The organism is Actinocrinis puniceicyclus (assembly GCF_018283645.1).
Lineage (GTDB): Bacteria > Actinomycetota > Actinomycetes > Streptomycetales > Catenulisporaceae > Actinocrinis > Actinocrinis puniceicyclus.
On sequence record NZ_JAGSXH010000079.1, the window covers coordinates 1 to 21,291 of the forward strand.

The 21,291-nt window shown below is 73.2% G+C and carries 21 protein-coding genes; 14 read left to right on the forward strand and 7 right to left on the reverse strand.

The genetic code is table 11. The features are described 5' to 3' along the window. The 6 genes from KGA66_RS19935 to KGA66_RS19960 all read left to right on the forward strand — a co-directional run. On the forward strand, window positions 1-710 hold a 710-nt coding region (locus tag KGA66_RS19935), incomplete at its 5' end, for a polysaccharide deacetylase family protein (RefSeq protein ID WP_211469689.1). Window positions 711-729: 19 nt separating this feature from the next. After that, window positions 730-1,392: a hypothetical protein gene (locus KGA66_RS19940; RefSeq protein ID WP_211469690.1), complete on the forward strand. Its 663-nt coding sequence runs from the start codon at window positions 730-732 to the stop codon at window positions 1,390-1,392. A 50-nt stretch (window positions 1,393-1,442) separates the two neighbouring features. Next, the gene (locus KGA66_RS19945) at window positions 1,443-1,805 is read left to right on the forward strand and encodes a rhodanese-like domain-containing protein (protein WP_211469691.1); all 363 of its coding nucleotides are present in this window, start codon (window positions 1,443-1,445) and stop codon (window positions 1,803-1,805) included. Next, window positions 1,802-3,214, forward strand: a complete 1,413-nt coding sequence (locus KGA66_RS19950; RefSeq protein WP_211469692.1) for an MBL fold metallo-hydrolase — start codon at window positions 1,802-1,804, stop codon at window positions 3,212-3,214. The genes KGA66_RS19945 and KGA66_RS19950 overlap by 4 nt, the downstream gene beginning before the upstream one ends. 1 nt (window position 3,215) lies before the next feature. Beyond that, window positions 3,216-4,049, forward strand: a complete 834-nt coding sequence (locus KGA66_RS19955; protein WP_211469693.1) for a sulfite exporter TauE/SafE family protein — start codon at window positions 3,216-3,218, stop codon at window positions 4,047-4,049. A gap of 201 nt (window positions 4,050-4,250) precedes the next feature. Next, window positions 4,251-5,729, forward strand: a complete 1,479-nt coding sequence (locus KGA66_RS19960) for an MFS transporter (protein ID WP_211469694.1) — start codon at window positions 4,251-4,253, stop codon at window positions 5,727-5,729. Window positions 5,730-5,784: 55 nt separating this feature from the next. Here KGA66_RS19960 and KGA66_RS19965 read toward each other — a convergent pair whose 3' ends face one another. Beyond that, on the reverse strand, window positions 5,785-6,540 hold the full coding sequence (locus tag KGA66_RS19965) for an MgtC/SapB family protein (protein WP_211469695.1): 756 nt from the start codon (window positions 6,538-6,540) through the stop codon (window positions 5,785-5,787). Window positions 6,541-6,800: 260 nt separating this feature from the next. Here KGA66_RS19965 and KGA66_RS19970 point away from each other — a divergent pair, with 260 nt between their 5' ends. From KGA66_RS19970 to arfA, 5 genes are all read left to right on the forward strand, one after another. Further along, window positions 6,801-7,199, forward strand: a complete 399-nt coding sequence (locus KGA66_RS19970) for a DUF302 domain-containing protein (protein WP_211469696.1) — start codon at window positions 6,801-6,803, stop codon at window positions 7,197-7,199. Between the two features lie 77 nt (window positions 7,200-7,276). Then, window positions 7,277-7,684 carry a thioredoxin gene (gene trxA / locus KGA66_RS19975; protein ID WP_211469697.1) on the forward strand — a complete coding sequence of 136 codons (408 nt, stop codon included), beginning with the start codon at window positions 7,277-7,279 and terminating at the stop codon, window positions 7,682-7,684. A 20-nt stretch (window positions 7,685-7,704) separates the two neighbouring features. Further along, window positions 7,705-8,322, forward strand: coding sequence for a class I SAM-dependent methyltransferase (locus tag KGA66_RS19980; protein WP_211469698.1), 618 nt, complete (start codon window positions 7,705-7,707; stop codon window positions 8,320-8,322). A gap of 39 nt (window positions 8,323-8,361) precedes the next feature. Further along, a complete protein-coding gene (locus KGA66_RS19985; RefSeq protein ID WP_211469699.1) occupies window positions 8,362-8,631 on the forward strand; it encodes a metal-sensitive transcriptional regulator in 270 nt (89 codons plus the stop codon). Between the two features lie 184 nt (window positions 8,632-8,815). After that, window positions 8,816-10,315, forward strand: coding sequence for an arabinosylfuranosidase ArfA (gene arfA / locus KGA66_RS19990; RefSeq protein ID WP_211469700.1), 1,500 nt, complete (start codon window positions 8,816-8,818; stop codon window positions 10,313-10,315). Window positions 10,316-10,376: 61 nt separating this feature from the next. Here arfA and pdxR read toward each other — a convergent pair whose 3' ends face one another. Further along, window positions 10,377-11,978 carry a MocR-like pyridoxine biosynthesis transcription factor PdxR gene (gene pdxR / locus KGA66_RS19995; RefSeq protein WP_211469701.1) on the reverse strand — a complete coding sequence of 534 codons (1,602 nt, stop codon included), beginning with the start codon at window positions 11,976-11,978 and terminating at the stop codon, window positions 10,377-10,379. A 28-nt stretch (window positions 11,979-12,006) separates the two neighbouring features. On the opposite strand from pdxR, the gene KGA66_RS20000 reads away from it, so the two are divergent. After that, complete coding sequence (locus KGA66_RS20000; protein ID WP_211469702.1) at window positions 12,007-13,020, forward strand: DMT family transporter; 1,014 nt, start codon at window positions 12,007-12,009, stop codon at window positions 13,018-13,020. 59 nt (window positions 13,021-13,079) lie between these two features. On the opposite strand, the gene KGA66_RS20005 is transcribed toward KGA66_RS20000, so the two are convergent. The 3 genes from KGA66_RS20005 to KGA66_RS20015 all read right to left on the reverse strand — a co-directional run bounded on the left by KGA66_RS20005 (window position 13,080) and on the right by KGA66_RS20015 (window position 15,755). Further along, the gene (locus KGA66_RS20005; RefSeq protein WP_211469703.1) at window positions 13,080-13,664 is read right to left on the reverse strand and encodes a COG4315 family predicted lipoprotein; all 585 of its coding nucleotides are present in this window, start codon (window positions 13,662-13,664) and stop codon (window positions 13,080-13,082) included. A gap of 236 nt (window positions 13,665-13,900) precedes the next feature. Further along, entirely contained in the window at window positions 13,901-14,332 is a 432-nt protein-coding gene (locus tag KGA66_RS20010; protein WP_211469704.1) for an SRPBCC family protein, read from the reverse strand. Window positions 14,333-14,426: 94 nt separating this feature from the next. Then, window positions 14,427-15,755 carry an NtaA/DmoA family FMN-dependent monooxygenase gene (locus KGA66_RS20015; RefSeq protein ID WP_211469705.1) on the reverse strand — a complete coding sequence of 443 codons (1,329 nt, stop codon included), beginning with the start codon at window positions 15,753-15,755 and terminating at the stop codon, window positions 14,427-14,429. A gap of 234 nt (window positions 15,756-15,989) precedes the next feature. Here KGA66_RS20015 and KGA66_RS20020 point away from each other — a divergent pair, with 234 nt between their 5' ends. Together KGA66_RS20020 and KGA66_RS20025 are read left to right on the forward strand one after the other, a co-directional pair. Further along, window positions 15,990-16,340 carry an STAS domain-containing protein gene (locus KGA66_RS20020; RefSeq protein WP_211469706.1) on the forward strand — a complete coding sequence of 117 codons (351 nt, stop codon included), beginning with the start codon at window positions 15,990-15,992 and terminating at the stop codon, window positions 16,338-16,340. Between the two features lie 83 nt (window positions 16,341-16,423). Continuing rightward, window positions 16,424-16,831, forward strand: coding sequence for an ATP-binding protein (locus KGA66_RS20025; protein ID WP_211469707.1), 408 nt, complete (start codon window positions 16,424-16,426; stop codon window positions 16,829-16,831). 157 nt (window positions 16,832-16,988) lie between these two features. Here KGA66_RS20025 and KGA66_RS20030 read toward each other — a convergent pair whose 3' ends face one another. Both KGA66_RS20030 and KGA66_RS20035 read right to left on the reverse strand, forming a co-directional pair. Beyond that, a complete protein-coding gene (locus KGA66_RS20030) occupies window positions 16,989-17,348 on the reverse strand; it encodes an STAS domain-containing protein (RefSeq protein WP_211469708.1) in 360 nt (119 codons plus the stop codon). Beyond that, a complete protein-coding gene (locus KGA66_RS20035) occupies window positions 17,345-21,244 on the reverse strand; it encodes a SpoIIE family protein phosphatase (RefSeq protein ID WP_211469709.1) in 3,900 nt (1,299 codons plus the stop codon). The genes KGA66_RS20030 and KGA66_RS20035 overlap by 4 nt, the downstream gene beginning before the upstream one ends. Between the last annotated feature and the right edge of the window lie 47 nt (window positions 21,245-21,291).

Here is a 21,291-nt window from a genome sequence, read left to right on the forward strand (position 1 = left end):
GCGCAGTGTCCCCCGCGCCGCCACAGCGCACGACCCGCCCGCCCGCGCCGCCCGCGACCACGTCGGCTGCTTTCCCCGCCCGGCTGGCCGGAACCGACTGGACCCGCATCCCGACCGGCGGCCACGTGGTCGCGCTGACCTTCGACGCCGGGGCGAACGCCGACGCCGTGCCCTCGATCCTGGCCACCCTCAAGGCCGCCGGTGTGCCGGCCACCTTCTTCCTGACCGGCGACTTCGTCAACCAGTTCCCCGGCGCGGCCAGGCAGATCGCGGCGAGCGAGACGATCGGCAACCACTCGATGCACCACCCGTACTTCACCGGCCTGAGCAGCGCCGGCATCAACACCGAACTGGCCGACGCGCGCCGGGCGATCCGGTCCGTCACCGGCGCGGACCCGCGGCCGCTGTTCCGCTTCCCCTTCGGGGACCGCGACGCTGCGACGATCGCCGCGGTGAACGCCGCCGGGTACGTCCCGGTGCGCTGGACCGTGGACACCCTCGGCTGGAAGGGCACCAGTGGCGGCATCACCGCGCAGAGCGTGTACGAGCGCGTCATCGGCTCCCTGCAACCCGGCGAGATCGTGCTGATGCACTGCGGCTCCAACCCCGACGACCACAGCACGCTCGACGCCGACGCGCTCAGCCGCGTCATCCAGACCGTCAAAGCCCGCGGCTACGGCTTCGTCACGCTCAACGCGTTGTTGGGCTGATCAGGGAGGTTCGACGACCATGAACAGAGAACGCACACGGCGCACGGCCGGCCGGCTCGCGCGATCCGCGGCCACGTACGCGGTCGCCTACCCGTTGATGCTGCGCAAACGCTGCCTGGCGTGGGGCGCGACGCGGGCGGAGCAGGTGCGCGAAATGCCCGGCGACGAGCTGATGCCGTCCGCGGCCCTGGTCTCGACGCGGGCGGTGACCATCGACGCACCCGCCGCGGCGATCTGGCCGTGGCTCGCGCAGATGGGGCCCGGCCGCGGCGGGGCGTACACGTACGACTGGATCGAGAATCTGCTGGGCCTCGACATGCACAGCGCCGACACGGTCCTGGAGCAGTACCAGCACCCGCAGGTCGGCGACGCGCAGCGCCTCGGCGAGAAGGGGCCCGTCCTGCGCGTCGCGCTCGTCGAGCCCGAACGCGCCTTGGTGCTGCGCTCGGACGACGGCGCGTGGGTGTGGGCTTTCGGCCTTTACCCGGACGGCGGAGGTACCCGCCTGGTCAGCCGCAACCGCATCTCGCAGCCGCACTCGAACGCGGTGACCAAGCTGCTCTCCGTGTACGTGATGGAACCGGGCAGCCTGATCATGGAGCGCAAGATGCTGCGCGGCGTCAAGGCGCGGGCCGAGAGGCTCGCCCGCGCGGGGCTGCCCGAACCGGTCGCGAGCAGGTGACTACGCAGCCGGTGTGACAGGGCGCCACCGGATCGGTTATCGTCTTCCGTATGGATACCCCCAGGGGTATATACGAGGGAGGCGGAATGGTCAGGGAAGTGGACGTGCACGAGCTGGCTGCGGCGCAGCGCGACGGGGCTTTCGTGCTGGACGTGCGGGAGTCCTTCGAGTATGCGGACGGGCACGTGCCGGGCGCGGTGCTCGTGCCGCTCGGCTCCGTGCGCGGCCGGATCTCCGAGCTGCCGCGCGACCGGCGGATCTACGTGATCTGCGCCAGCGGGAACCGCAGCTACACGGCCGCGGGCTGGCTGACCGCCGCGGGCCTGGACGCGTGCTCGGTGCGCGGCGGGACCGGGGCGTGGATCAGGGCCGGGCAGGCGGCGGTCACCGGGCTGCGGGAGCGTGCGGCATGAGCGCGCGGACGCGACAGGACGCTGAGCCGGGTCTGGACACCGGCCTGATGCGGGTCGTGCCGCTCGACACCCCGTCGCTCGGAGACCGCAGCTACCTGATACACGACGGCGAGGTCGGCTTCGCGGTGGATCCGCAGCGCGACATCGACCGGGTGCTCGCCCAGCTCGACGGGCTCGGCATCAGACTGCTGCGCGTCTTCGAGACGCACATCCACAACGACTACGTCACCGGCGGATTCTCGCTGGCGCGCGCGACCGGCGCGGCCTACCACGTCAACGCCGCTGACCCGGTCGGTTTCGAGCGCGTTCCCGTCGAGGACGGCGACGTGCTGGAGGTCGGAGACGCGCTGCGCGTGCGCGCGGTGGCCACTCCGGGGCATACCTTCACGCACCTGTCCTACGTGGCCGAGGCGCCGGGACACTCGCCGCTGGTATTCACCGGGGGCTCGTTGCTGTACGGCTCCACGGGCCGCCCGGACCTGCTCGGGCCCGCCCACACCCAAGCTCTGGTGCGCGCGCAGTACGCCTCCGCGCACCGGCTGGCCGAACTTCTCCCGGACGAGACCCGGATCTACCCGACGCACGGATTCGGCAGCTTCTGCTCGGCGACGCAGGCGGAGGCCCAGGGGCCGATTTCGACGCTCGGGCAGGAGAAGCGGTCCAATCCCGTACTGACCCGGGACCAGCGTTCTTATGTCGAGCAGCTGCTTTCCGGACTCGACGCGTATCCGGCGTACTACGCGCACATGGCCGCGGCGAACCTGGGCGGACCGGGGGCGCCGGACCTCTCGCCGCCGCGCCGCGCGGAGGCCGGAGAGCTGCGCCGCCGGATCGAGGCGGGGGAGTGGGTGGTGGACCTGCGAGACCGCGTGGCCTTCGCGGCCGGGCACGTCGCCGGAACGCTGAACTTCGGGCTGGACGGAAGCTTCGCCACGTACCTGGGCTGGCTCATCCCGTGGGACACGCCGTTGACGCTGCTCGCGGACAGCCCCGGGCCGATCGCCGAGGCGCAGCGCGAACTGGTGCGCATCGGACTGGACCGGCCCGCCGCGGCCGCCACGGGCGATGTTGCGCACTGGGCCGGGGGAGCGCCGGCCCGCTCCTTCCCGAGGGCGGGTTTCGCGGAACTCGCGCAGGTCCGCCACCACCGCGACGTGGTCGTGCTGGACGTGCGCAGGCAGCTGGAGTGGCTTGAGGGCCATATCGAGGGCGCCACGCACATTCCCCTGCACGAACTGCCCGAGCGCTTGGCCGAGATACCCGAGGGCGAGGTCTGGGTGCACTGCCGTTCCGGTTATCGCGCCTCGATCGCGGCGTCCCTGCTCGACGCGACCGGCAGGCGGGTGGTGGCGGTCGATGACGAGTTCGAGCGCGCGGACCCCGCCGGCCTGGTGCTGGCCGGGCGCTGAGATGTCCGCGCTGATCCTCGCCCTGCCGGCCGGGCTCGCGGTCGGCGCGAGCCTCGGGGCGCTGGGCGCGGGCGGCTCGATCCTGACCGTGCCGGTGCTTGTGTACCTGCTGGGCCGCTCCGCGCACCAGGCCACGACGATGTCGCTGGTGATCGTCGGCGCCACGGCGCTGGCCGGGGCGCTCGCGCATGCCCGGGCCGGCCGGGTGCGGCTCGGGCCCGGGCTGGCCTTCGGGGCGCTGGGCGCGGCCGGTTCGGTGCTCGGCAGCAAGCTCGGCGCGAGGATCGACCCGAACGTGCTGCTGCTGGCCTTCGCGGTGCTCATGCTCGGCGCGGCGACGGCGATGCTGGTGCGGTCCCGGCGTACCGGTGCCCGTGCCGCGCCGGACGCCGCCGGACCGCCGGCGGGCGCGACGGCCACGGCCGGTGCGCCCGCCGCCCGCCGGCGCGTCACGGTAAGCACGGTCGTCAAGATCGTGGCGGCGGCGAGCGTCGTGGGTCTGCTGACGGGCTTCTTCGGCGTGGGCGGCGGGTTCGTCGTGGTGCCGGTCCTGGTGCTCGTCTTCGGCTATGACACCGCCAGCGCGATCGGCACCTCGCTCGTGGTCATCGCGGTCAACAGCGCGGTGGCTCTGGGCACCCGGCTGGCCGCGCACGTGCAACTGCCGGCGGGGGCCCTGCTGGCGCTGTTCCTCGCCGCCGCGATCACCGGTGCGCTGCTGGGCCGCCGGTACGCCGCGCGGCTCGATCCTCGGCTCCTGGGCATCGGCTTCTCGGTGGCGCTCGTCATCCTGGCGCTTTACATGAGCGCCCGGAGCCTGACCGCGCTGGGTTGACGCCCGGTCCGTCCCTGTTGTCCCACGGCATTCGTTCCCACGGCTCCCACGGCGTTCGTTCCCAGCGCATTTGTTCGCGCCGGATTTACCTCGGCGACCGAAATGCTTTGGTAACGTAGGAACTGCCGCGCCGGACGTCGGCGCGAGCAATCCGGCGTATGAAGCGCGCAACGGGATGCTGAAGGACGGAAGGAGCCGCCGGTGCCCGCCGCCTCCGGAGCCCTCCAGTCGCCGCCCGGTCGCCGACGGGGCTTGCGCGAGGTGCTGCTGACCGAGCGCGCCCGGCCGCAGTGGCTGCGCGATCGCCCGGGAGGTTGGTGGCTGGCGGTCGCCTCGGTGTGTCTCGGCGCGTTCATGGGTCAGCTTGACGCTTCGATCGCCACATTGACCTATCCGGCGCTGCAGGCGCAGTTCCACTCCGGCCTGGCCAGCGTCGAATGGGTGTCCCTGGCGTACCTGCTGGCACTGGTGGCGCTGCTGGTACCGGTGGGGCGGCTTTCCGACGCCCGGGGACGCAAGCTGATGTACCTGTACGGGTTCGTCGTCTTCACGGCCGCGTCGGCCGCCTGCGGGCTGGCGCCCACCCTGTTCACGCTGGTGCTCTTCCGGGCGGTGCAGGCGGTCGGCGCGGCGCTGCTCCAGGCCAACAGCGTGGCGCTGGTGACCACCAGCGCGCCGCAGGACCGGCTGCGCGCGGCCTTGGGGGTGCAGGCGGGCGCCCAGGCGCTGGGGCTGGCGCTGGGTCCGACGCTCGGCGGGGTGATCGTGACCGGGCTGGGCTGGCGATGGGTGTTCTTCGTCAACGTGCCGGTGGGCGTCGTGGCCGTGGTCGCCGGGAACTACCTGCTGCCGCGCACGCACACGCGCGTGTCCACGGACCATTTCGACTGGCCGGGCCTGTGCTGGCTGGCCACCGCCAGTACCGCGCTGCTCCTCGGGATCTCGGCGGTATCCGGGCTGCGTCTGCCGTGGCCGGTGGCGTTCGCCCTGTTCGCGGTGGCCGCGGCGGCGTCGTGGGCCCTGGCCCGGCGGCTGGGCCGGGCGGCCCGTCCGTTGATCGACCCGGCGCTGCTGCGCACCCGGCGGATCACCGCGGGGCTGGTGGGGGCGCTGGGCGGATATCTGGTGCTGTTCGGCCCGCTCGTGCTGGTCCCGGTGGCGTTGACGCGCACGGGCACCGGGCTGAACACGGCGGGTTTGATCCTCACGGCGCTGCCGGCGGGGTTCGCGGCCGCGGCGCTGCTCGGGGACCGGGTGCTGCCGGCCGGGTGGAGCGACCGGCGCCGCGCCATGGCCGGATCGGCGGTGGCGGCCGCCGCGCTGGTCGGGATGATCCTGGTGCCGCTGACGGCGGTGTGGCTCGCACCGTTGCTCGCGGCGCTCGGGCTGGGGCTGGGGGTGTTCACACCGGCGAACAACGCTCTGGTGATGGGGGCGATACCCGCGCGTTCAGCGGGTACCGGGGGCGGACTGGTGAACATGACCCGTGCGCTGGGCACGGCGCTGGGGGTAGCGCTGGTCACGTTCACGCTGCACGCGGCCCCGCACGCCGATCCCGCGTTCGGCGGCCACGTGGCCGCCGCGCTGCTGACCGTGCTCGCCCTCGGCGTGGTGGCCAGCAATCTGATCAGCCTCGGCCCGGCGCCGCAGCACACGCGCTCCGGGCACGTCGATCTGTAAGAGCTTCCTCACACGTAGGGACGCGGCTGCGCGGCGCGGCGCGGACCGGGCGGACTCACTCCGCCGCGTCGCCGCGCGACCGGATCGCGATGCTGAGCATTCCGTCGAGGTTCTCCAGTTGCGCGACGAGCCCCTCGACGCCGTGCGTGCCGTCCAGCAGCACCATGACATGCGAGACGCCGAACTCGCGCGGCGAGCCGGCCTCCTGCCGGTCGGCGCCGCGCAGCACGTGCACGTCGAGTATCCGGAAGCCGGCCGCGGTGCACTGCTCCAACGCGCGCTGAAGCAGCCCCGTGCCGACCCGGTAGGACAGTTCGAGTTCGGTGGGCTCGCCGCCCGCGAACCAGGGCAGCCGCCGGATGATCAGCGGATAGCCGCGTACGATCACGAAGTGGCCCCCGGTCACCGCGGCCGCGATCAACACCAGGCCGCCGCCGCAGGCCATGCCGATGGCGCAGGTCAGCCAGATCGTCGCGGCGGTGGTCAGGCCGCGCACCGCGTCGCGCCGCACGAAGATCAGGCCGCCGCCGATGAATCCGATCCCGGTGACGATCTGCGCGGCCACGCGCGAGGGATCGTACGAGACGTGCTGGCCGAGCAACGCCCCGGCGAACCCGTGCTGGGAGACCTCCATGAACAGGGCGCTGCCGACGCCCACCAGCGCGTGCGTGCGCAGCCCGGCGCTCTTCTGCTTCGCCTCCCGTTCCAGCCCGATCAGGGTCGAAAGCAGCAGCGCCACGCCCAGTTCCGTGAACTGCCGGGCGCCCTGGGCGTCGCTCAGGGACCACAACGGCGCGCCGAGCGTCACCATCCGGCCGCTCCCGCGCCCCCGCTCGAGCCCATGCGGTCCACCTCCACGCGGCGCCGGCCGTTGTCTCGGGCATCCGCTGTTCCCCTCGGGGCCGGGGCCCAAACAGCTCGTCGCGGCGCCGGTCCGACCCCGCCCCGACCCTTCGCCTGTCGCCGGCCGGGTCCCCTCGTCCCGGCCGACCCGGATACATACCGGCTCCATACCCGTGGGGGTATACTCTTGGGCAGGGGCGAGCAGAGAAGCCTAAGGAGGCGTGGGCCATGGATTACGGGATGAGCGTGCGGCTGGACCGTCCGTTCGGCCAGGCGGCCGAACAGGTGCGAGCGGCGCTGAAGGAGCAGGGGTTCGGCGTGCTGACCGAGATCGACGTGCAGGCCACGATGCGGGAGAAGCTGGGCGAGCAGATGGAGCCCTACCTGATCCTCGGCGCGTGCAATCCGCCGCTCGCGCACCGGGCGCTCGGCGTGGACCGGCGCATCGGGCTGCTGCTGCCGTGCAACGTCGTGGTGCGCGGCGACGGGGAGCAGACGGTGGTCGAGGCGCTGGAGCCGCGGATCATGGTGACCGTGACCGGGCAGGCCGAACTGGACCCGGTCGCCCAGGAGGCCGCCTCCCGGCTGGAAGCGGCGCTCGATTCCCTTACCTCCCTCACCGCGTGACCGGGGCGGGAATCACCCGCGACGGCGCGGCGTTATACCCCCCAGGGTATTATCCCCGTATCGGAGAGGACCAGGACATGAACGGTGGCGGCGTGCAGAACACGGTGGAACTGACGCAGGAGAACTTCCGCGAGGTGATCGGCGGCGACGGGCTGGTCCTGGTGGACTTCTGGGCGGCCTGGTGCGGCCCGTGCCGGATGTTCGCCCCGATCTACCAGCGGGCCGCGCAGCGCAACCCCGACGCGGTGTTCGGCAAGGTGGACACCGAGGCGCAGCCGCAACTGGCCGCCTCGTTCCAGATCCGCTCGATTCCGACGCTGATGATCGTGCGCGACGGCGTGGTGCTCTATGCTCAGCCCGGCGCCCTGCCGGAGTCGGCTCTCGACGACCTGATCGCGCAGGCGCGCGCGGTCGACATGGACCAGGTGCGCCGGGAACTGGCCGCGCAGCAGAGTGCGCAGGGCCAGGACCGGGCGGCGGTCTGAGCGAGCGGGAGGGGTGCGGCATGGCGGTGATGGACCAGACGGCCTGGGACGAGCGGTATCGGCAGACGCAGTCGGTTTGGGGCAGCGCGCCGAACGTCTTCGTCGAGCGGTTGTTCTCTGGGCTGGAACCGGGGCGCGCGCTCGACCTGGCCTGCGGCGAGGGCCGCAACGCGCTGTGGCTGGCCGGCCGCGGCTGGCGCGTGACCGCCGTCGACTTCTCCGCCGTCGCCCTGGCCAAGGGCCGCGCGCAGGCTCGGGCGCGCGGTCTGGACCTGGACTGGGTCGCGGCGGACGTGACCGGGTACCGGCCGCAGCCCGCTGCGTTCGACGCGGTGCTCGTCGCCTACCTGCACCTGCCCGGGGACGTGCTCGGTCCGTTGCTGCGTGGCGCCGCCGAGGCGGTGGCCCCGGGCGGGACGCTGCTGGTCGTCGGGCACGACGCCGCCAACCCGGCCGAAGGAGTCGGCGGGCCGCAGGACCCTGAGGTTCTGTACACCGCCGCGGCCCTGGCCGGGCACGTGCCCGGCCTGCACATCGAGCGCGCCGAGCGGGTGGAGCGCCGCGTGCCCGGCGCGGACCGCCCGGCGCTCGACAGCCTGCTGGTGGCCACCCGGCCCGGCAACAGCGATGCAAAATGAGCGTGCTTGTGCCCAAGCATCCTCGGGGAGGAACACACGATGCAGATCGCCGCTGACGAACTCGCCGAGGTGATCGTCCGGTTGCGCCGCGCCCAGGGACAGATCGGCGGAGTGATCCAGATGATCGAATCCGGGCGCGACTGCAAGGACATCGTCACGCAGCTGGCCGCCGCCTCCCGGGCGCTCGACCGGGCCGGATTCAAGATCGTCGCGACCGGGTTGCAGCAGTGCCTGCTGGACGACGACGGCTCGGGCCAGGCGGCGGTCGACCGCGAGCAGATGGAGAAGCTGTTCCTGGCGCTGGCGTAGTTGCGCTGTCGCGCGGCGCAATCCCGTCGCATGGGAGTCGGGCACCCTCGCGCCGGTAGCCGCCGGTAGCCGCCCGCGACGCTGCTCAGCGCCCGCGACGCTGCTCACGTTGTGAACCGCCGTACCCGCCGGCGCTGTGCTCGCGGTAGGTTTGCGCAGCTACGCGCCAACCGAGGGGAGCACAGTGCCGCCGCCTGCCCGATTCGTCCTCGATCCCGCGTTCGACGTCGGTGACGTGGACCCCCGCCTGTTCGGCGCGTTCGTCGAACACCTCGGCCGCTGCGTATACACCGGGATCTACGAGCCGGGACATCCGTCCGCGGACGCCGCCGGCCTGCGCGGCGACGTGCTCGAACTGGTCCGCGAGCTCGGCGTGAGCGTCATCCGCTATCCCGGAGGCAACTTCGTCTCCGCGTACCGGTGGGAGGACGGCGTCGGCCCGGTGGAGAGCCGTCCGCGGCGTCTCGACCTGGCGTGGAGCTCGATCGAGACCAACCGGTTCGGGCTGGCCGAGTTCATGGACTTCCTGCGCAAGGCCGGCGGCGAGCCGATGCTGGCCGTCAACCTCGGCACGCGCGGCGTCGCCGAGGCGGCCGACCTGATCGAGTACGCCAACCACCCCGGCGGGACGGCGCTGTCCGAGCAGCGAATCGCGCACGCGGGCGCCGAGCCGTACGGCGTGCGGCTGTGGGCGCTGGGCAACGAGATGGACGGCCCCTGGCAGATCGGGCACAAGAGCGCGCAGGAATACGGCCGGCTCGCCGCGGGCGCAGCCTACGCGATGCGCCTGGTGGATCCCACCGCGCAATTCGTGGTCTGCGGCAGCTCCGGCCGCGGCATGCCCACCTTCGGCGCCTGGGAGGCCGAGGTGTTGCAGCACACCTACGACCTCGCGGACTACGTGTCCGTACACGCCTACTACGAGGAGCGCGAGGGCGACCGCGACTCCTTCCTCGCCTCCGCCGTGGACATGGACGCGCTGATCGAAGGCGTCGTGGCCACCTGCGACCACGTCGGGGCGAGACTGAAGAACCAGAAGCGGATCCGGCTGTCCTTCGACGAGTGGAACGTCTGGTACATGTCGAAGTCCGAGGCGCAGCAGCGCACGTGGGCCGAGGCGCCGCGGCTGCTGGAGGACGTCTACTCGGTCGCCGACGCCGTGGTGGTCGGCTCGATGCTGATCAGCCTGCTGCGACACGCCGACCGGGTGGCGATCGGCTGCCTCGCGCAGCTGGTGAACGTCATCGCGCCGATCATGACCGAGCCCGGCGGCCCGGCGTGGCGGCAGACCACGTTCTACCCGTTCGCCCAGGCATCCCGCCACGGCCGCGGCCGGGTGCTCCAGGTGCACGTGGACGGTCCGACCCACTCCACCGCCGTGCACGGAACCGTGCCGCTGGTGCAGGCGACCGCCGTGCTCGACGACACCAGCGGGCACGTGGCGCTGTTCGCGGTCAACCGCAGCCAGACCGAGGCGGTGCCGCTTCAGGTCGAGCTGCGCGGGCTGAGCCCGCAGCGGGTGCTTGAGCACACGGTGCTCGCCGACGGCGACCCGGACGCGAAGAACACCGCCGCCGCACCCGAACGGGTCGAACCGTACGCGGCCGAGGGCACCGCGCTCGACGGCACGGTGCTGCGCGCCACGCTGCCGCCACTGTCCTGGAACATGATCCGCCTGGGCTGACCAAGCGGCGCCGACGTGATCCGGCGGGGCGCCATCAGGGTGACCCGCCGGTGCGCGTCGGTCAACCGAGTGCTTCCCGCACGACTCGACCGAGGATCGCGATGCCCTCGGCGGCGTCGCTGGGCGTGCACGCGGCGTAGCCCAGAACCAGTCCGGGTTCGCCCGGCTGCTGGTAGTGCCAGGACAGCGGCTGGGTCTTCACCCCGCGCGCGAGCGCCTCGGCGGCCAACTGCGTGTCCCGCACCGCGGCGTCGAAGGTGATCATCAGATGCAGTCCGGCGGCGGCGCCGTGGACGCGTGCCCGGGGCAGGTGCGTGCCGATCGCCTCGATCATCGCGTCACGGCGGCGGCGGTGCCGGTTGCGCAGCATCCGCAGGTGGCGCTCCATCGCGCCGGTTTCCATCAGCTCGGCGAGCACGAGCTGCGGCAGCACCGCGTTGCCCAGATCCGCGTACCGCTTGCGCGCGATGATCGCGTCCCGGTAGCGCGGCGGCGCCAGCAGCCAGCCGACCCGCAGCGCCGGAGCGAGGATCTTGGAGACGCTGCCGGTATAGAACACCTGCTCCGGCAGCAGCGAGTACACCGCGGGCACCGGCGGGCGGTCATAGCGGTGCTCGGCGTCGTAGTCGTCTTCGAGCAGGAGCCCGCCCTCGCGCGCCCAGCGCAGCAGTTCCCTGCGACGTGGCCCGTCGAGCACCACGCCGGTCGGGAACTGGTGCGCCGGGGTGAGCACGACCGCGGGGGCGCCGCTCGCGCGCAACGCGTCCACGCGCAGGCCCGCGGCGTCGACCGGGATCGCGGTGGTCGCCAACCGGTGGCTTTGCAGGTGCTGGCGCACGCCGAGCGACCCGGGATCCTCCAGGGCGATCTCGTCGATTCCCTCGTCGAGCAGGACGCCGGCGACCAGCCCGAGCGCCTGGGACACGCCGGCGACGATCACCACGTCGTCCGGTTCGGCGCGGATGCCGCGGTTGCGCGCCAGCCAGTGCGCGACCGCGTCGCGGAACGGCCGCGCGCCGCGAGGATCGCCGTATCCGAAATCGCCGGGGGAGAGCCGGGCGAGCACCTGGCGTTCGGCGCGCAGCCAGGCGGCGCGCGGAAAGGCGGTCAGGTCGGGCACGCCGGGAGTCAGGTCGATCCGGGCCGCGCCGGCGCGCAGCGATTCGAACACGTCGGCGGCCGGTTCCTCCCAGAACACTGATCCGACGCCCGGCCGGGAACGCGGGTGGAACGGGGACCGGGCCGCACCGGCCGCGTCCGGCGCGGTGACGCGAGCGGCATCACCGGGCGCCGCGATGTCCGAATACGCGACAGAGATCGTATGCGCGGCCGTATGCGTGGTCGTATTCGTCGCCGGATGCGCGGCGAGCGGCGCGGCGAGCACGATCGTACCGGCCCGGCCGCGCCCCGCGATCTGGCCGTCCTCGGTCAGCCGCTGGTATGCCTCGGTGATGACGCCGCGCGAGACGCGCAACTCCTCGGCCAGCACCCGGGACGGCGGCAGTTTGCTGCCGACGGGCAGCCGGCCGTCGGCGATCGCCCGGCGCAGGCGCTCGGCCAGCCAGTCGGACAGTCCGCCGGGGGGCGCCTCGGCCAGGTGGAGCTGGAGGAAGTCGGCGCCGGTTTTGGACCGGTCGACCGGGTCCGGTTTGGATCTACTCACCGGACCATTGTGGCGTCAGGGTGGGCGCGTGGAGACGCAACTCGATACCGGGATCTCATCCGTGTCGCGGCCCGCCTCGGCCGCCGAAGCGGCCGCGGGCCGCCGCGGCCGGCCGACCGCCCGCGCGGTGGTGACCGGCCTGTCGGGGATGTGCCTGGTCGGAGGCAGCGTCGGCGTGTCGCGTGAACTGACCTCGGCGCCACTGTTCACCGCGCAGGCGCTGCGCTACGCCGCCGCGGGTCTGATCTTGTTCGCCGTGGCGCGCGCCGCCCACGCGCCCCTGGTGCGGCCGCGCGGACGGGAATGGCTGTGGCTCGCCGGCATCGCGGCGCTCGGACTGGTGCTGTTCAACGTCGCGATCGTGCGTGGTGTCGCGCACGCCGAACCGGCGGTGATCGCGGTCGCCGTCGCATGCGTGCCCGTCGTGCTGGCGTTGGTCGGCCCGCTGCTGGAACACAGGCCGCCGCACCGCCGCGCCGTGTTCGCCGCGGTCGTGGTCACCATGGGCAGCGCCCTGGTGGTGGGCACCGGCCGGGCGGATGCCGCCGGGATCGGCTGGGCGGCGGTCACGCTGACCTGTGAGGCGTCGTTCACGCTGTTGGCGGTGCCGGTGCTGCCGCGGCATGGCGCCTGGGGCGTTTCGCTGCACTCGGTGTGGCTCGGCGCGGTCATGCTCGCGGTCCTGGGCCTGGCGCACGAGGGTACGGGCGCGGCCGGCCGGATCACCGCGCCGCAGTGGGCGGCCCTGGCCTACCTGGCGGTGATGGTCACCGCGGTCGCCTTCATCCTGTGGTACTCCACGCTGGCGGGAATAGGCGCCGCCGCGGCCGGCCTGCTGACCGGCGCGGCCCCGGTCTCCGCCGCGCTGACCGGCATGGCGACCGGTACCCGCGCGCCCGGTCCGCTCGTGTGGTGCGGCGTGCTCGTCGTCGGCTGCGGCCTCGCGGCGGGTCTCGTCCGCGGCGATCCGAGCATCCCGCGGCGCGCCGGCCGTGACGCCCGACCGCGAAACCGGACCGGAGAGCCCATGGACGTGGCCTGATTAAGAGTTCGCGCTCGACTGCGCGCGGCGCCCCGCGCGGTCGCCGGCGCATCAGCGAATCAGTACCCGCCGTAGCCGCCGCCGGTGGAACCGGACGACGAGCCGGCGGGCGGCGGCGCGGACCCGGAGTCTTTCTGCCCGGTCGAGGTCACCGCCCACCACGTCCCGCCCGAGGCGTTGAGCCCCTGGCCGTTCGCGTCACCCGGGGCGTGATCGCCGACGTAGGTGTACAGCGGCCACCCGCCGAGGGTGACCTGCTTCGTCCCGTCCGAGCGCGTGACCGTGCCCAGCAGCGAAGCGGGCACGCCCTGCGCCGTCGGCGAGCCCGGGCCGGCGAGCAGCGGCGGCCAGTACTTCGCGCATGCGCCGTCGCAGTGCGAGGCCGGCGGCTTGTTCGAGTCCGCCGCGAACAGATAGACCGTCATACCCTGCCCGTCCACCGCGACCGTCCCCAGCCGCCCGACCGAAGCCGTCTTGACCAGCACGCTCCCCGCAGCCGGGGGCGAGGAGGTCCCTGCCGGAGCCGACGTGCCCGGGGGCGGGGCGGGCGCACCGCTCGGCGTGCCCGCGGAACTGCCGCACGCGGCCACCGCGACCGCGCCCACCGGTACCGCGAGCGAAGCGATCAATGTCCGAATGCTCATCACGACGTCCTCCCGCAGGTCAGCGCAGCGCCGGTGGTCCGTGCCACGCGATCGGGCCCGATACCAGGAGAACGGGCCGCGACGCCCGAGCGGTTCACAGCGGCTCGGCCGCGTGGGACGGCCGGTGGCTCGGCCGGCTCCGGCGAGCTTGCGTCGGGAACCGGGCGACCCGGCGACGGATCCCGCAGCCGCGGGTCCGCTGTCCTCCGCGGATGCCGCAGTACCTTGATGTAAAGTCAGAGCCCGTTGATGGTCTCCTGCATCTTCACGACGACCTTGCCCGCCATGCCCTCCAGGGCGACACGCGCGAGCGGCTCGGCCAGGCGGGCCGCACCGCGCAGCCGGATGTCGGCGGTGTAGGTGACGCGGGTGCCGGCGCCGTCGGGTTCGAAGGCGAGGTCGTCGACGGTGACGGCCGAGCCGTTCTCGCCGGCGAAGGTCAGCCGGTCGGGCAGCGCCCGGTCGAGCCGGTAGGTCAGCTCGGTGCGTCTGCCCAGGAACTGCGAGACGTTGCGCCAGGTGGAGCCCTCCATGACCGGCCCGGTGTCCAGGCGCGTGCACGTCACCGTGCCCGGGTCCCACTGCTCGGCGTGCGAGAAGTCCTTCAGGTACTCCACGACCTCGCCGAGCGGCTTTGCGACCGTGAATCTGCGCTCGATCCGCGCCATGTCCGGGTCCTTCCTTCGCACGCCGTCCGCGCGCGCTGCGCGGTGCTCCCGAGTACCACGTGGCGCGCTGTCGAATCCGGGGCTGCTCGCCCCGTCACTTTCCTCCAGCATGCGACGCCGCGGGCCGCGGCAGCCCCACGTGGTCGCGCAGCGTGCGCCCGCGGTACTCCGTCCGGGCTATGCCCCGGCGCTGCAGGATCGGCACGACGTGTTCGACGAACAGTTCCAGTTGGTCCGGCAGCACGTTGGGCATGATCGTGAAGCCGTCGGCGGCGCCCGCCTGCCACCAGGTGGTGATCAGATCGGCCATGGCCTGTGGTGTGCCGGTGAAGTCCAGGCCGCCCGGCAGCGCGGAGAGCCGCTGGGCCACCTCGCGCAAGCTCTGCGGCCGCTCGGCGGCCATCCGGTAGATCGAGGCGCCGAAGCTGGTCTTGGGCGCCGAGTCCAGCAGGGCCGCCGGGAACGGCGCGTCCGGGTCGAGCCGCCGGTAGTCCAGCCCGGCCAGGTTCGCCAGGTTGCGCCAGCGGAACTCGCCGCTGGCGGCCTGCTCCAGCCGCAGCCGAAGCGCCTGCGCCTCCGCGTCGGTGCCGGCCAGCAGGTAGGACAGACCGGGCAGCACCTTGATGTGGTCGGGGTCGCGCCCGGCCGCGGCGGCCTGCGCGCGCAGACTCTGCCGGAAGGCGCGCGAGTCGGCGGGATCGCTTTGCGGGGTGAAGACCGCGTCGGCGTATTTCGCGGCCAGCGCCACGCCCGCCGGGGAGGAACCGGCCTGCGTCAGGAACGGGTGGCCCTGCGGCGAGCGCGGGAACGGCAGGTACCCGGAGACGTGGAAATGCGTCCCCTGATGGCGTGGCGGGTGCAGCTTCGCCGGATCGGCCCACACGCCGGTCTGTTTCGACATCGGCGCCGCGTCGTCCTCCCAGGCGTCCCACAGTTTCAGAACCACCTCGACGAACTCGTCCGCGCGGGCGTACCGCTCGGGCGTCGGCGGGTGCGGCCGGTCGCCGAAGTTGCCCGCGGCCGCGGGTTCGACGGTGGTGACGATGTTCCAGCCGGCCCGTCCGCCGCTGAGATGGTCCAGCGTGGCCAGCCGCCGCGCCACGTCCCACGGATGACTGTACGTGGTGGACACGGTCGCGATCAGGCCGATCCGCTCGGTGGCCATCGCGACCGCGCCGAGCAGTTGGACCGGGTCGAGGCCGGCGCCGGGCAGGTACTCGGAGCGGAACTCCGCCACGCCCGGGCTGTCCGGAAGGAAGATCGAATCCAGTACGCCGCGTTCCGCGGTCCTGGCCAGACCCACGTAGTGCGCCGGGGTGAGGACCGCCGCCGGGTCGAGCGGCGAGACCCGCCAGGCGGACTCGTGATAGCCGGAGTTGCGCAGGTACACGTTGAGGTCCAGATACCGCCGCTGCCCGCTCAAGATTCAGGCTCCTTCCGGTGCGCCGCCGAGGGCGCGAGGCTTGGCCGTCCGCGAGATCCAACGCGATCGGCCGCGCGAATCATGCCGCCGGTGCCCGGTGCCCGGTGCCCGGTGCCCGGTGCCCGGGATGCGCCGACCACGGTGAGTAGTCGCGGCAGAGTCCCGTGGCCGCGGTGGGGCGCTGGCTACTATGGTCGCCTGAGCAGCGCGGCTCGTGGGTGGGAGGAAGACGGCATGGCCGAGGCACGACGTGCGCTCGACGTAAGGGTCCGCGAGGCTGCCCGCGAGGACACCACGGTCGTCGAAGCCGTCGGCGAACTGGATTTCACCTCGACGAACCGGCTGCGCGCGGTGCTGCTGCCCCTGGTCGGGCATGGCACCGTCGTCCTGGACGCCGCCGGGATCACCTTCTGTGACTCGGCCGGGCTGCTGGCGATCCTGCAGGCCAACCGGGACGCACGCGCGCAGGGCGCCATTTTCCGCCTGGCCGCGCCGTCGGCACCGCTGGTGCGGGTCATGGAACTGGCGGGCGCGCTCGCCGTGATCGAGGTCTACCCCGATGCCGTCGCGGCTCTGGACGGCTGAAATGAGCACAGCGGCCGCGACGGAACGCCCGCGCGCGCCCCGTAGCGCGAAAGAGCCGGTAGCGTGGAGCGGGTGAAGGCGAGATGAACGCAGACGGGTCGGCTCTGGCCCGACACTCGCTCGACGGAACGGCAGCCGGCATCACCGCCGCCCGCGAGCTGACTCGCGCATTCCTGGAACGGCGCACCCCGCCCGTGCCGGAGGCGCTGATACAGGACGCGCTGCTCGCGGTGAGCGAACTGGTCACCAACGCGGTGCGGCACGCTCCGGGGCCGTGCGAACTCACGCTCTCCGACGACGGGCGCTGCCTCCTGATCGCGGTCACCGACACCGGTAACGCGCTGCCCGCACCCCGGCCCGCCGACCTGCTCGGCGGCGGCGGCGTGGGCCTGCACGTCCTGCAAGGCCTCGCCGGCCGGGTCGAGACCCGCACCCACGCGGCAGGCAAGACCGTCCAGGTGACACTCGAACGGGCGCAACAGGACGCCTGAGCGCCGGAACTGACGCTGACGGACCTCAGCCGTACCCGGAGCCGATCGCCCCAGCCGGCCGCCTGAGCCGAAAACGCGCCGGCTGGTCCAAGCCGCGCCCCTCAGTCTCGACCCTTCAGTCTCGACCCTTCAGTCTCGACCCTTCAGTCTCGACCCTTCAGCCGCGAGCGGCAGGCCCGCAGCCGAGCGCGGCCGCCGCCGCTTCGACCGTGTCGCGGTGCGGCAGGCCCACCAACATCGCGGCCCGGCGAATCGGGCTGTGCGCGGGCAGCGCGACACAGACCGGATGACCGGCCACGAGCCGGTGCAGCGCGGCGAACCCCGCGCTGTCGATGTAGAGCAGGTCGCCCAGGTCCAGCACGGTCGGACGCTCGGCGGCCGACTGCGTCACCTCCGCTGCGAACGCGGCCGCGTTCGTCATGTCCACCTCGCCGGTCACCACGGCGACCGCCACCGCAACCGCGGGCGGGTCCCGCTCCTCGGTCCCGACCTTCAGCGTGTAGACAGCCGGTGTCATCCGCGCGCTCCGGCCGCCGAGAACGCCTCGCGCACCGCCGCGCGGCCGTGGTGCATCGTCACACGGGTACCACGAGCGCTGCGCGCGATCTCCACGTCGCTGCTGAGCCCGTGGATCAGGGTCAGCCCCGTGCTGCGCGGGGCCAGCCCGCCGAGCGCGGTGTCTCCGGTCCACCAGCCCGCGTCACCGACCGACACGGAAACCACATCCGGCGCGGCGAACGCCTCGATCGACACGCACTGGCGCGGATCGAACCGGCTGCCGTGCTTGACCGCGTTGGCCACCGCCTCACACGCCGCCAGCAGCACGTCGTGCCCGAGCGTGCCCTCCAGGCACAGCCCCTCCAGCCAGGCGCGCAACCGGCCGCGCAGACCCGGCAGCGCGTTGAGCGAAGCCGGGAGCGTCGCGACGAAGCTGACCGGCGTGACGCCGACCGGCCGCAGCGCCAGCATCGCCACGTCGTCGCGGTAACCGCCGGCCGGCGCCATCGCCTCCAACAGCTGGGAGCACATCGCGTCCACCGGCTGGTGGCGCAGCCGCGTGGCGGCCTCCAGCAGCCGGGCGAACCCGGCGTCCAGGCTCTCCCCGGGCCGCTCGATCAGACCGTCGGTATACAGCAGCAGCAGCGAGCCCGCGGGCAGGTCCGCGCGGCCCGCCGGCCGCGGCTGATCCCCGCCGATCGTCAGCGGCGGACGGCGGCCCCCGGTCAGATACCGCCCCTGCCCGCTCTCGGTCACCAACAGCGGGTACGGGTGCCCCGCGCAGGCGTAGTCGATCACGCCGGCCGCCGTGTCGACCACCGCGTATGCGACGGTCGTGCAGTCCGCGCCCGCGACGGTCCCCGCGTAGCGCTCCAACAGGTCCAGCACGAAACCCGGCGCGGGCTCGGCCAGCGTGGCGGCGGCCGCCGCGCTGCGCAGCCGGCTCATCACCGTGGCTGCGGGCAGGCCGTGCCCGACGGCGTCGCCGACCGAGACCGCGAGCCGGTGCGGCTCCGGCAGCGGCGCGGCAAGGTACCAGTCGCCCCCGACCCGCATCATCTCCGCCGCGGGCTGGTACACCGCGCCGAGCACCGCGGCGGGCGAGCGGCGGTCCAGGTCCAACTGGTGTTCCTGGAAACCGGTGGCGATGCGGTGCTCGCGCTCGGCCGCATGGATGCGTTCAAGCGCCTGTCCGGCCGCGACCGACGCCTGTTCGACCAGCTGCATCTCGTGCGGCTGGAACGTGCGCGGCTCGGGCCACCACAGGCTGATCGCGGCGATCACCGCGCCGACACGGTCGCGCAGCGGGAAGACCAGGGCCGCGCGGGCGGCGGTTTCGGCGTACTCGACCACCGTGGCGAACTCGGCGGCCAGATCGTGGTTGTCCGGGATGATCATGGGCTGGGCGGAGCGGATCACGTGCGCGAGCGGCACCGGGGCGCCCACGGGGACCACGTGGTAGCGCTCGCGCAGCGCGGGCGGGACGTCGCCTTCCATGCTGATCGTGACATTGCCGCTCTCCGCGTCCAGCACCCCGAGCGCCGCAGCCGACGCGCCGACCCCGGCGACGCCGGCCAGCAGCGCGGACAGCAGCTGAGCGGGGGAGGTCGCGGAGCTCAGCGCCGCGGCCGACTCGGCCAGCGCCGCCGCCCAGCGCGCCTCGGCCTGCTCGCGTTCGCGCCGCTCGCGCTCGCGCGCGTCGGCCTCCAGCCGGGCGGCGACCCGGTTGACCAGGTCCGCCGAACTGAACGGCTTGGGCAGGTAGTCGTCGGCCCCGGCGCTCAGGCCCGCCCCGGCCGCCTCCACCCCCGCGCGCGCCGAGAGCATCACCACGGGCAGCGAGGCCAGCTGCGGGTCCGCGCGGATCGCCGCGACCAGCCCGAGCCCGTCCAGTTTCGGCATCATCACGTCGGTGATCACCAGGTCCGGGCGCCGCCGCCGGATCAGGCCCAGCGCGCTCTCGCCGTCCCCGGCCAGGACGACGTCCCAGCGCGGCGAGCAGACCCGCTCCAGGTGCCGGCGCATGTCCGCGTTGTCGTCGACGACCATCACGAGCGGCCGCGGCGGCGCTATCGCGGGCGGTGCGGCGGACCGCGGACCCGGGTCGGGGACGGTTTCGAGCCACTGCATCGCCTCGGCCAGGTACGCGGACCCGTCGCTGGAGAGCGTGCCCGGACCGAGCCGGGGGGCCTCGTGCCCGGCCTCGGTCCGGGCGGGCAGGGTGATGCGCACCTGCGTGCCGCGCTCCACCTCGCTGTCCACTTCGACGGTGCCGCCGTGCAGGTCGACCAGGCTGCGCACCAGCGACAAGCCGATCCCGCTGCCCTCCATGCTGCGGGCGCGCGGATTGCGGGCCTGGTAGAAGCGCTCGAACAGGTGCTCAAGGTCCGTGGCCGGGATGCCGCAGCCGGTGTCGCTGACGGTGACCTGCGCGGATCCGTCGCCGGGGGCGACCCGCACCGTGATCGAGCCCGCGACGGTGAACTTCACCGCGTTCGACAGCAGGTTGAGCACGACGGTCTCCCACATCTGCGGGTCGACCTCGGCCGGCGTGCGGGCGCAGTCGAGCACCAGCTCGATCCCGGCGCGCTGGCACAGCTCGGCGAACGACGAGGCGAGCTGCGCGGTCAGCGCGCCCAGGTCGACGCGCACCGGCCGCGGATCCGACCGCCCCGCCTCGGTGCGGGCGAATTCCAGCAGCGAGTTGACCAGGCGCAGCAGCCGCCCGGCGTTGCGCTGAGCCATCTCAAGCCGCTCGCGCCGCGCCGGGTCGTCCTCGGCGGCGATCGCGTCCTGCAGCGGGCCGAGCAGCAGCGTGAGCGGGGTGCGGAACTCGTGGCTGACGTTCGTCAGAAACAGCGTCTTGGCCCGGTCGAGCTGCGCCAGCGCGTCCGCTCGGCGGCGTTCCAGCTCGAAGGAGCCGACGCTGGCGAACGCGGCCGAGACCTGGTCGGCCAGCAGCCGGCAGAAACCCTCGTACTGTTCGTCGAGCGGCCGGTGCGGGTTGAGGCCCAGCAGCAGCGCGCCCGCGCCCGAGTCCGGCAACGCGCCGGCCAGCCGCAGCAGCAGCGCGTGATGCGCGCCCCCGGCGTCGATGTCTGCGGCCAGCGTAGGCAGGTGCTCGCGCACGTCGAGCACGAGAGGCCGGCCGAAGTCCGGGCTCGCGCCGCCGGGCAGCAGCGCGGCGAGCCGGGTGGGCAGTCGGCCGAGCACCGGGGCGCTGGCCGCCGCCAGGGATGCGGCCTCGCCGTCGCAGTCCGTGTAGACGGCCAGGAACGGCAGATCGGGGTGGCGGCCGTCGCAGACCTGAACCACCGCGTGCACGGCGTCGGACACCGTGCGGGTGTGGAACAGCTGCGCCGCGGTCTCGGTGAGCAACTGGAGGCGCCGCTCGCTGAGCACACGCTGGGTCGTCTCGGTGACCGCGCAGAAGATCCCGGTCGTCGATCCGTCCGCGGCGATGATCGGACTGTAGGTGAATGTGAAATACCGCTCGCGCGGGCTGCCGCCGGTCACCAGGGGCAGCATCAGGTCGTCGGACCAGGTGGCCCGGCCGGTGGTCATCACCCCGGAGAGCATCGGCCCGATCTGGTCCCAGATCTCCGCCCACACCCGCCGCCCGCTCGAGCCCAGCGCCGCCGGGTGCCGCTGGTCGAGCAGCGGCATGTAGGCGTCGTTGTACACCAGATACAACTCGGGACCCAGCCACAGCACGATCGGGAACCGCGAGGTGAGCGCGGCCGCGACGACGGAGCGCCATTCGGCCGGCCAAGTGCCGGGCTCGCCGAGCGGGTGCCGCGACCAGTCGTACGCCGCGAAGCGCTCGCTCATCTCCCCGCCGAGGGCCACCGCCGCCGCGAGGTCCGCCGGCAGGCCGTGCTTCCCCGGTGAGTAAGCGCCCGTCGCGTCCGCCATCACCGCTCACGCCCTTCTCTTCGCCGCCGCGCAGCCTGCGCCGCGGC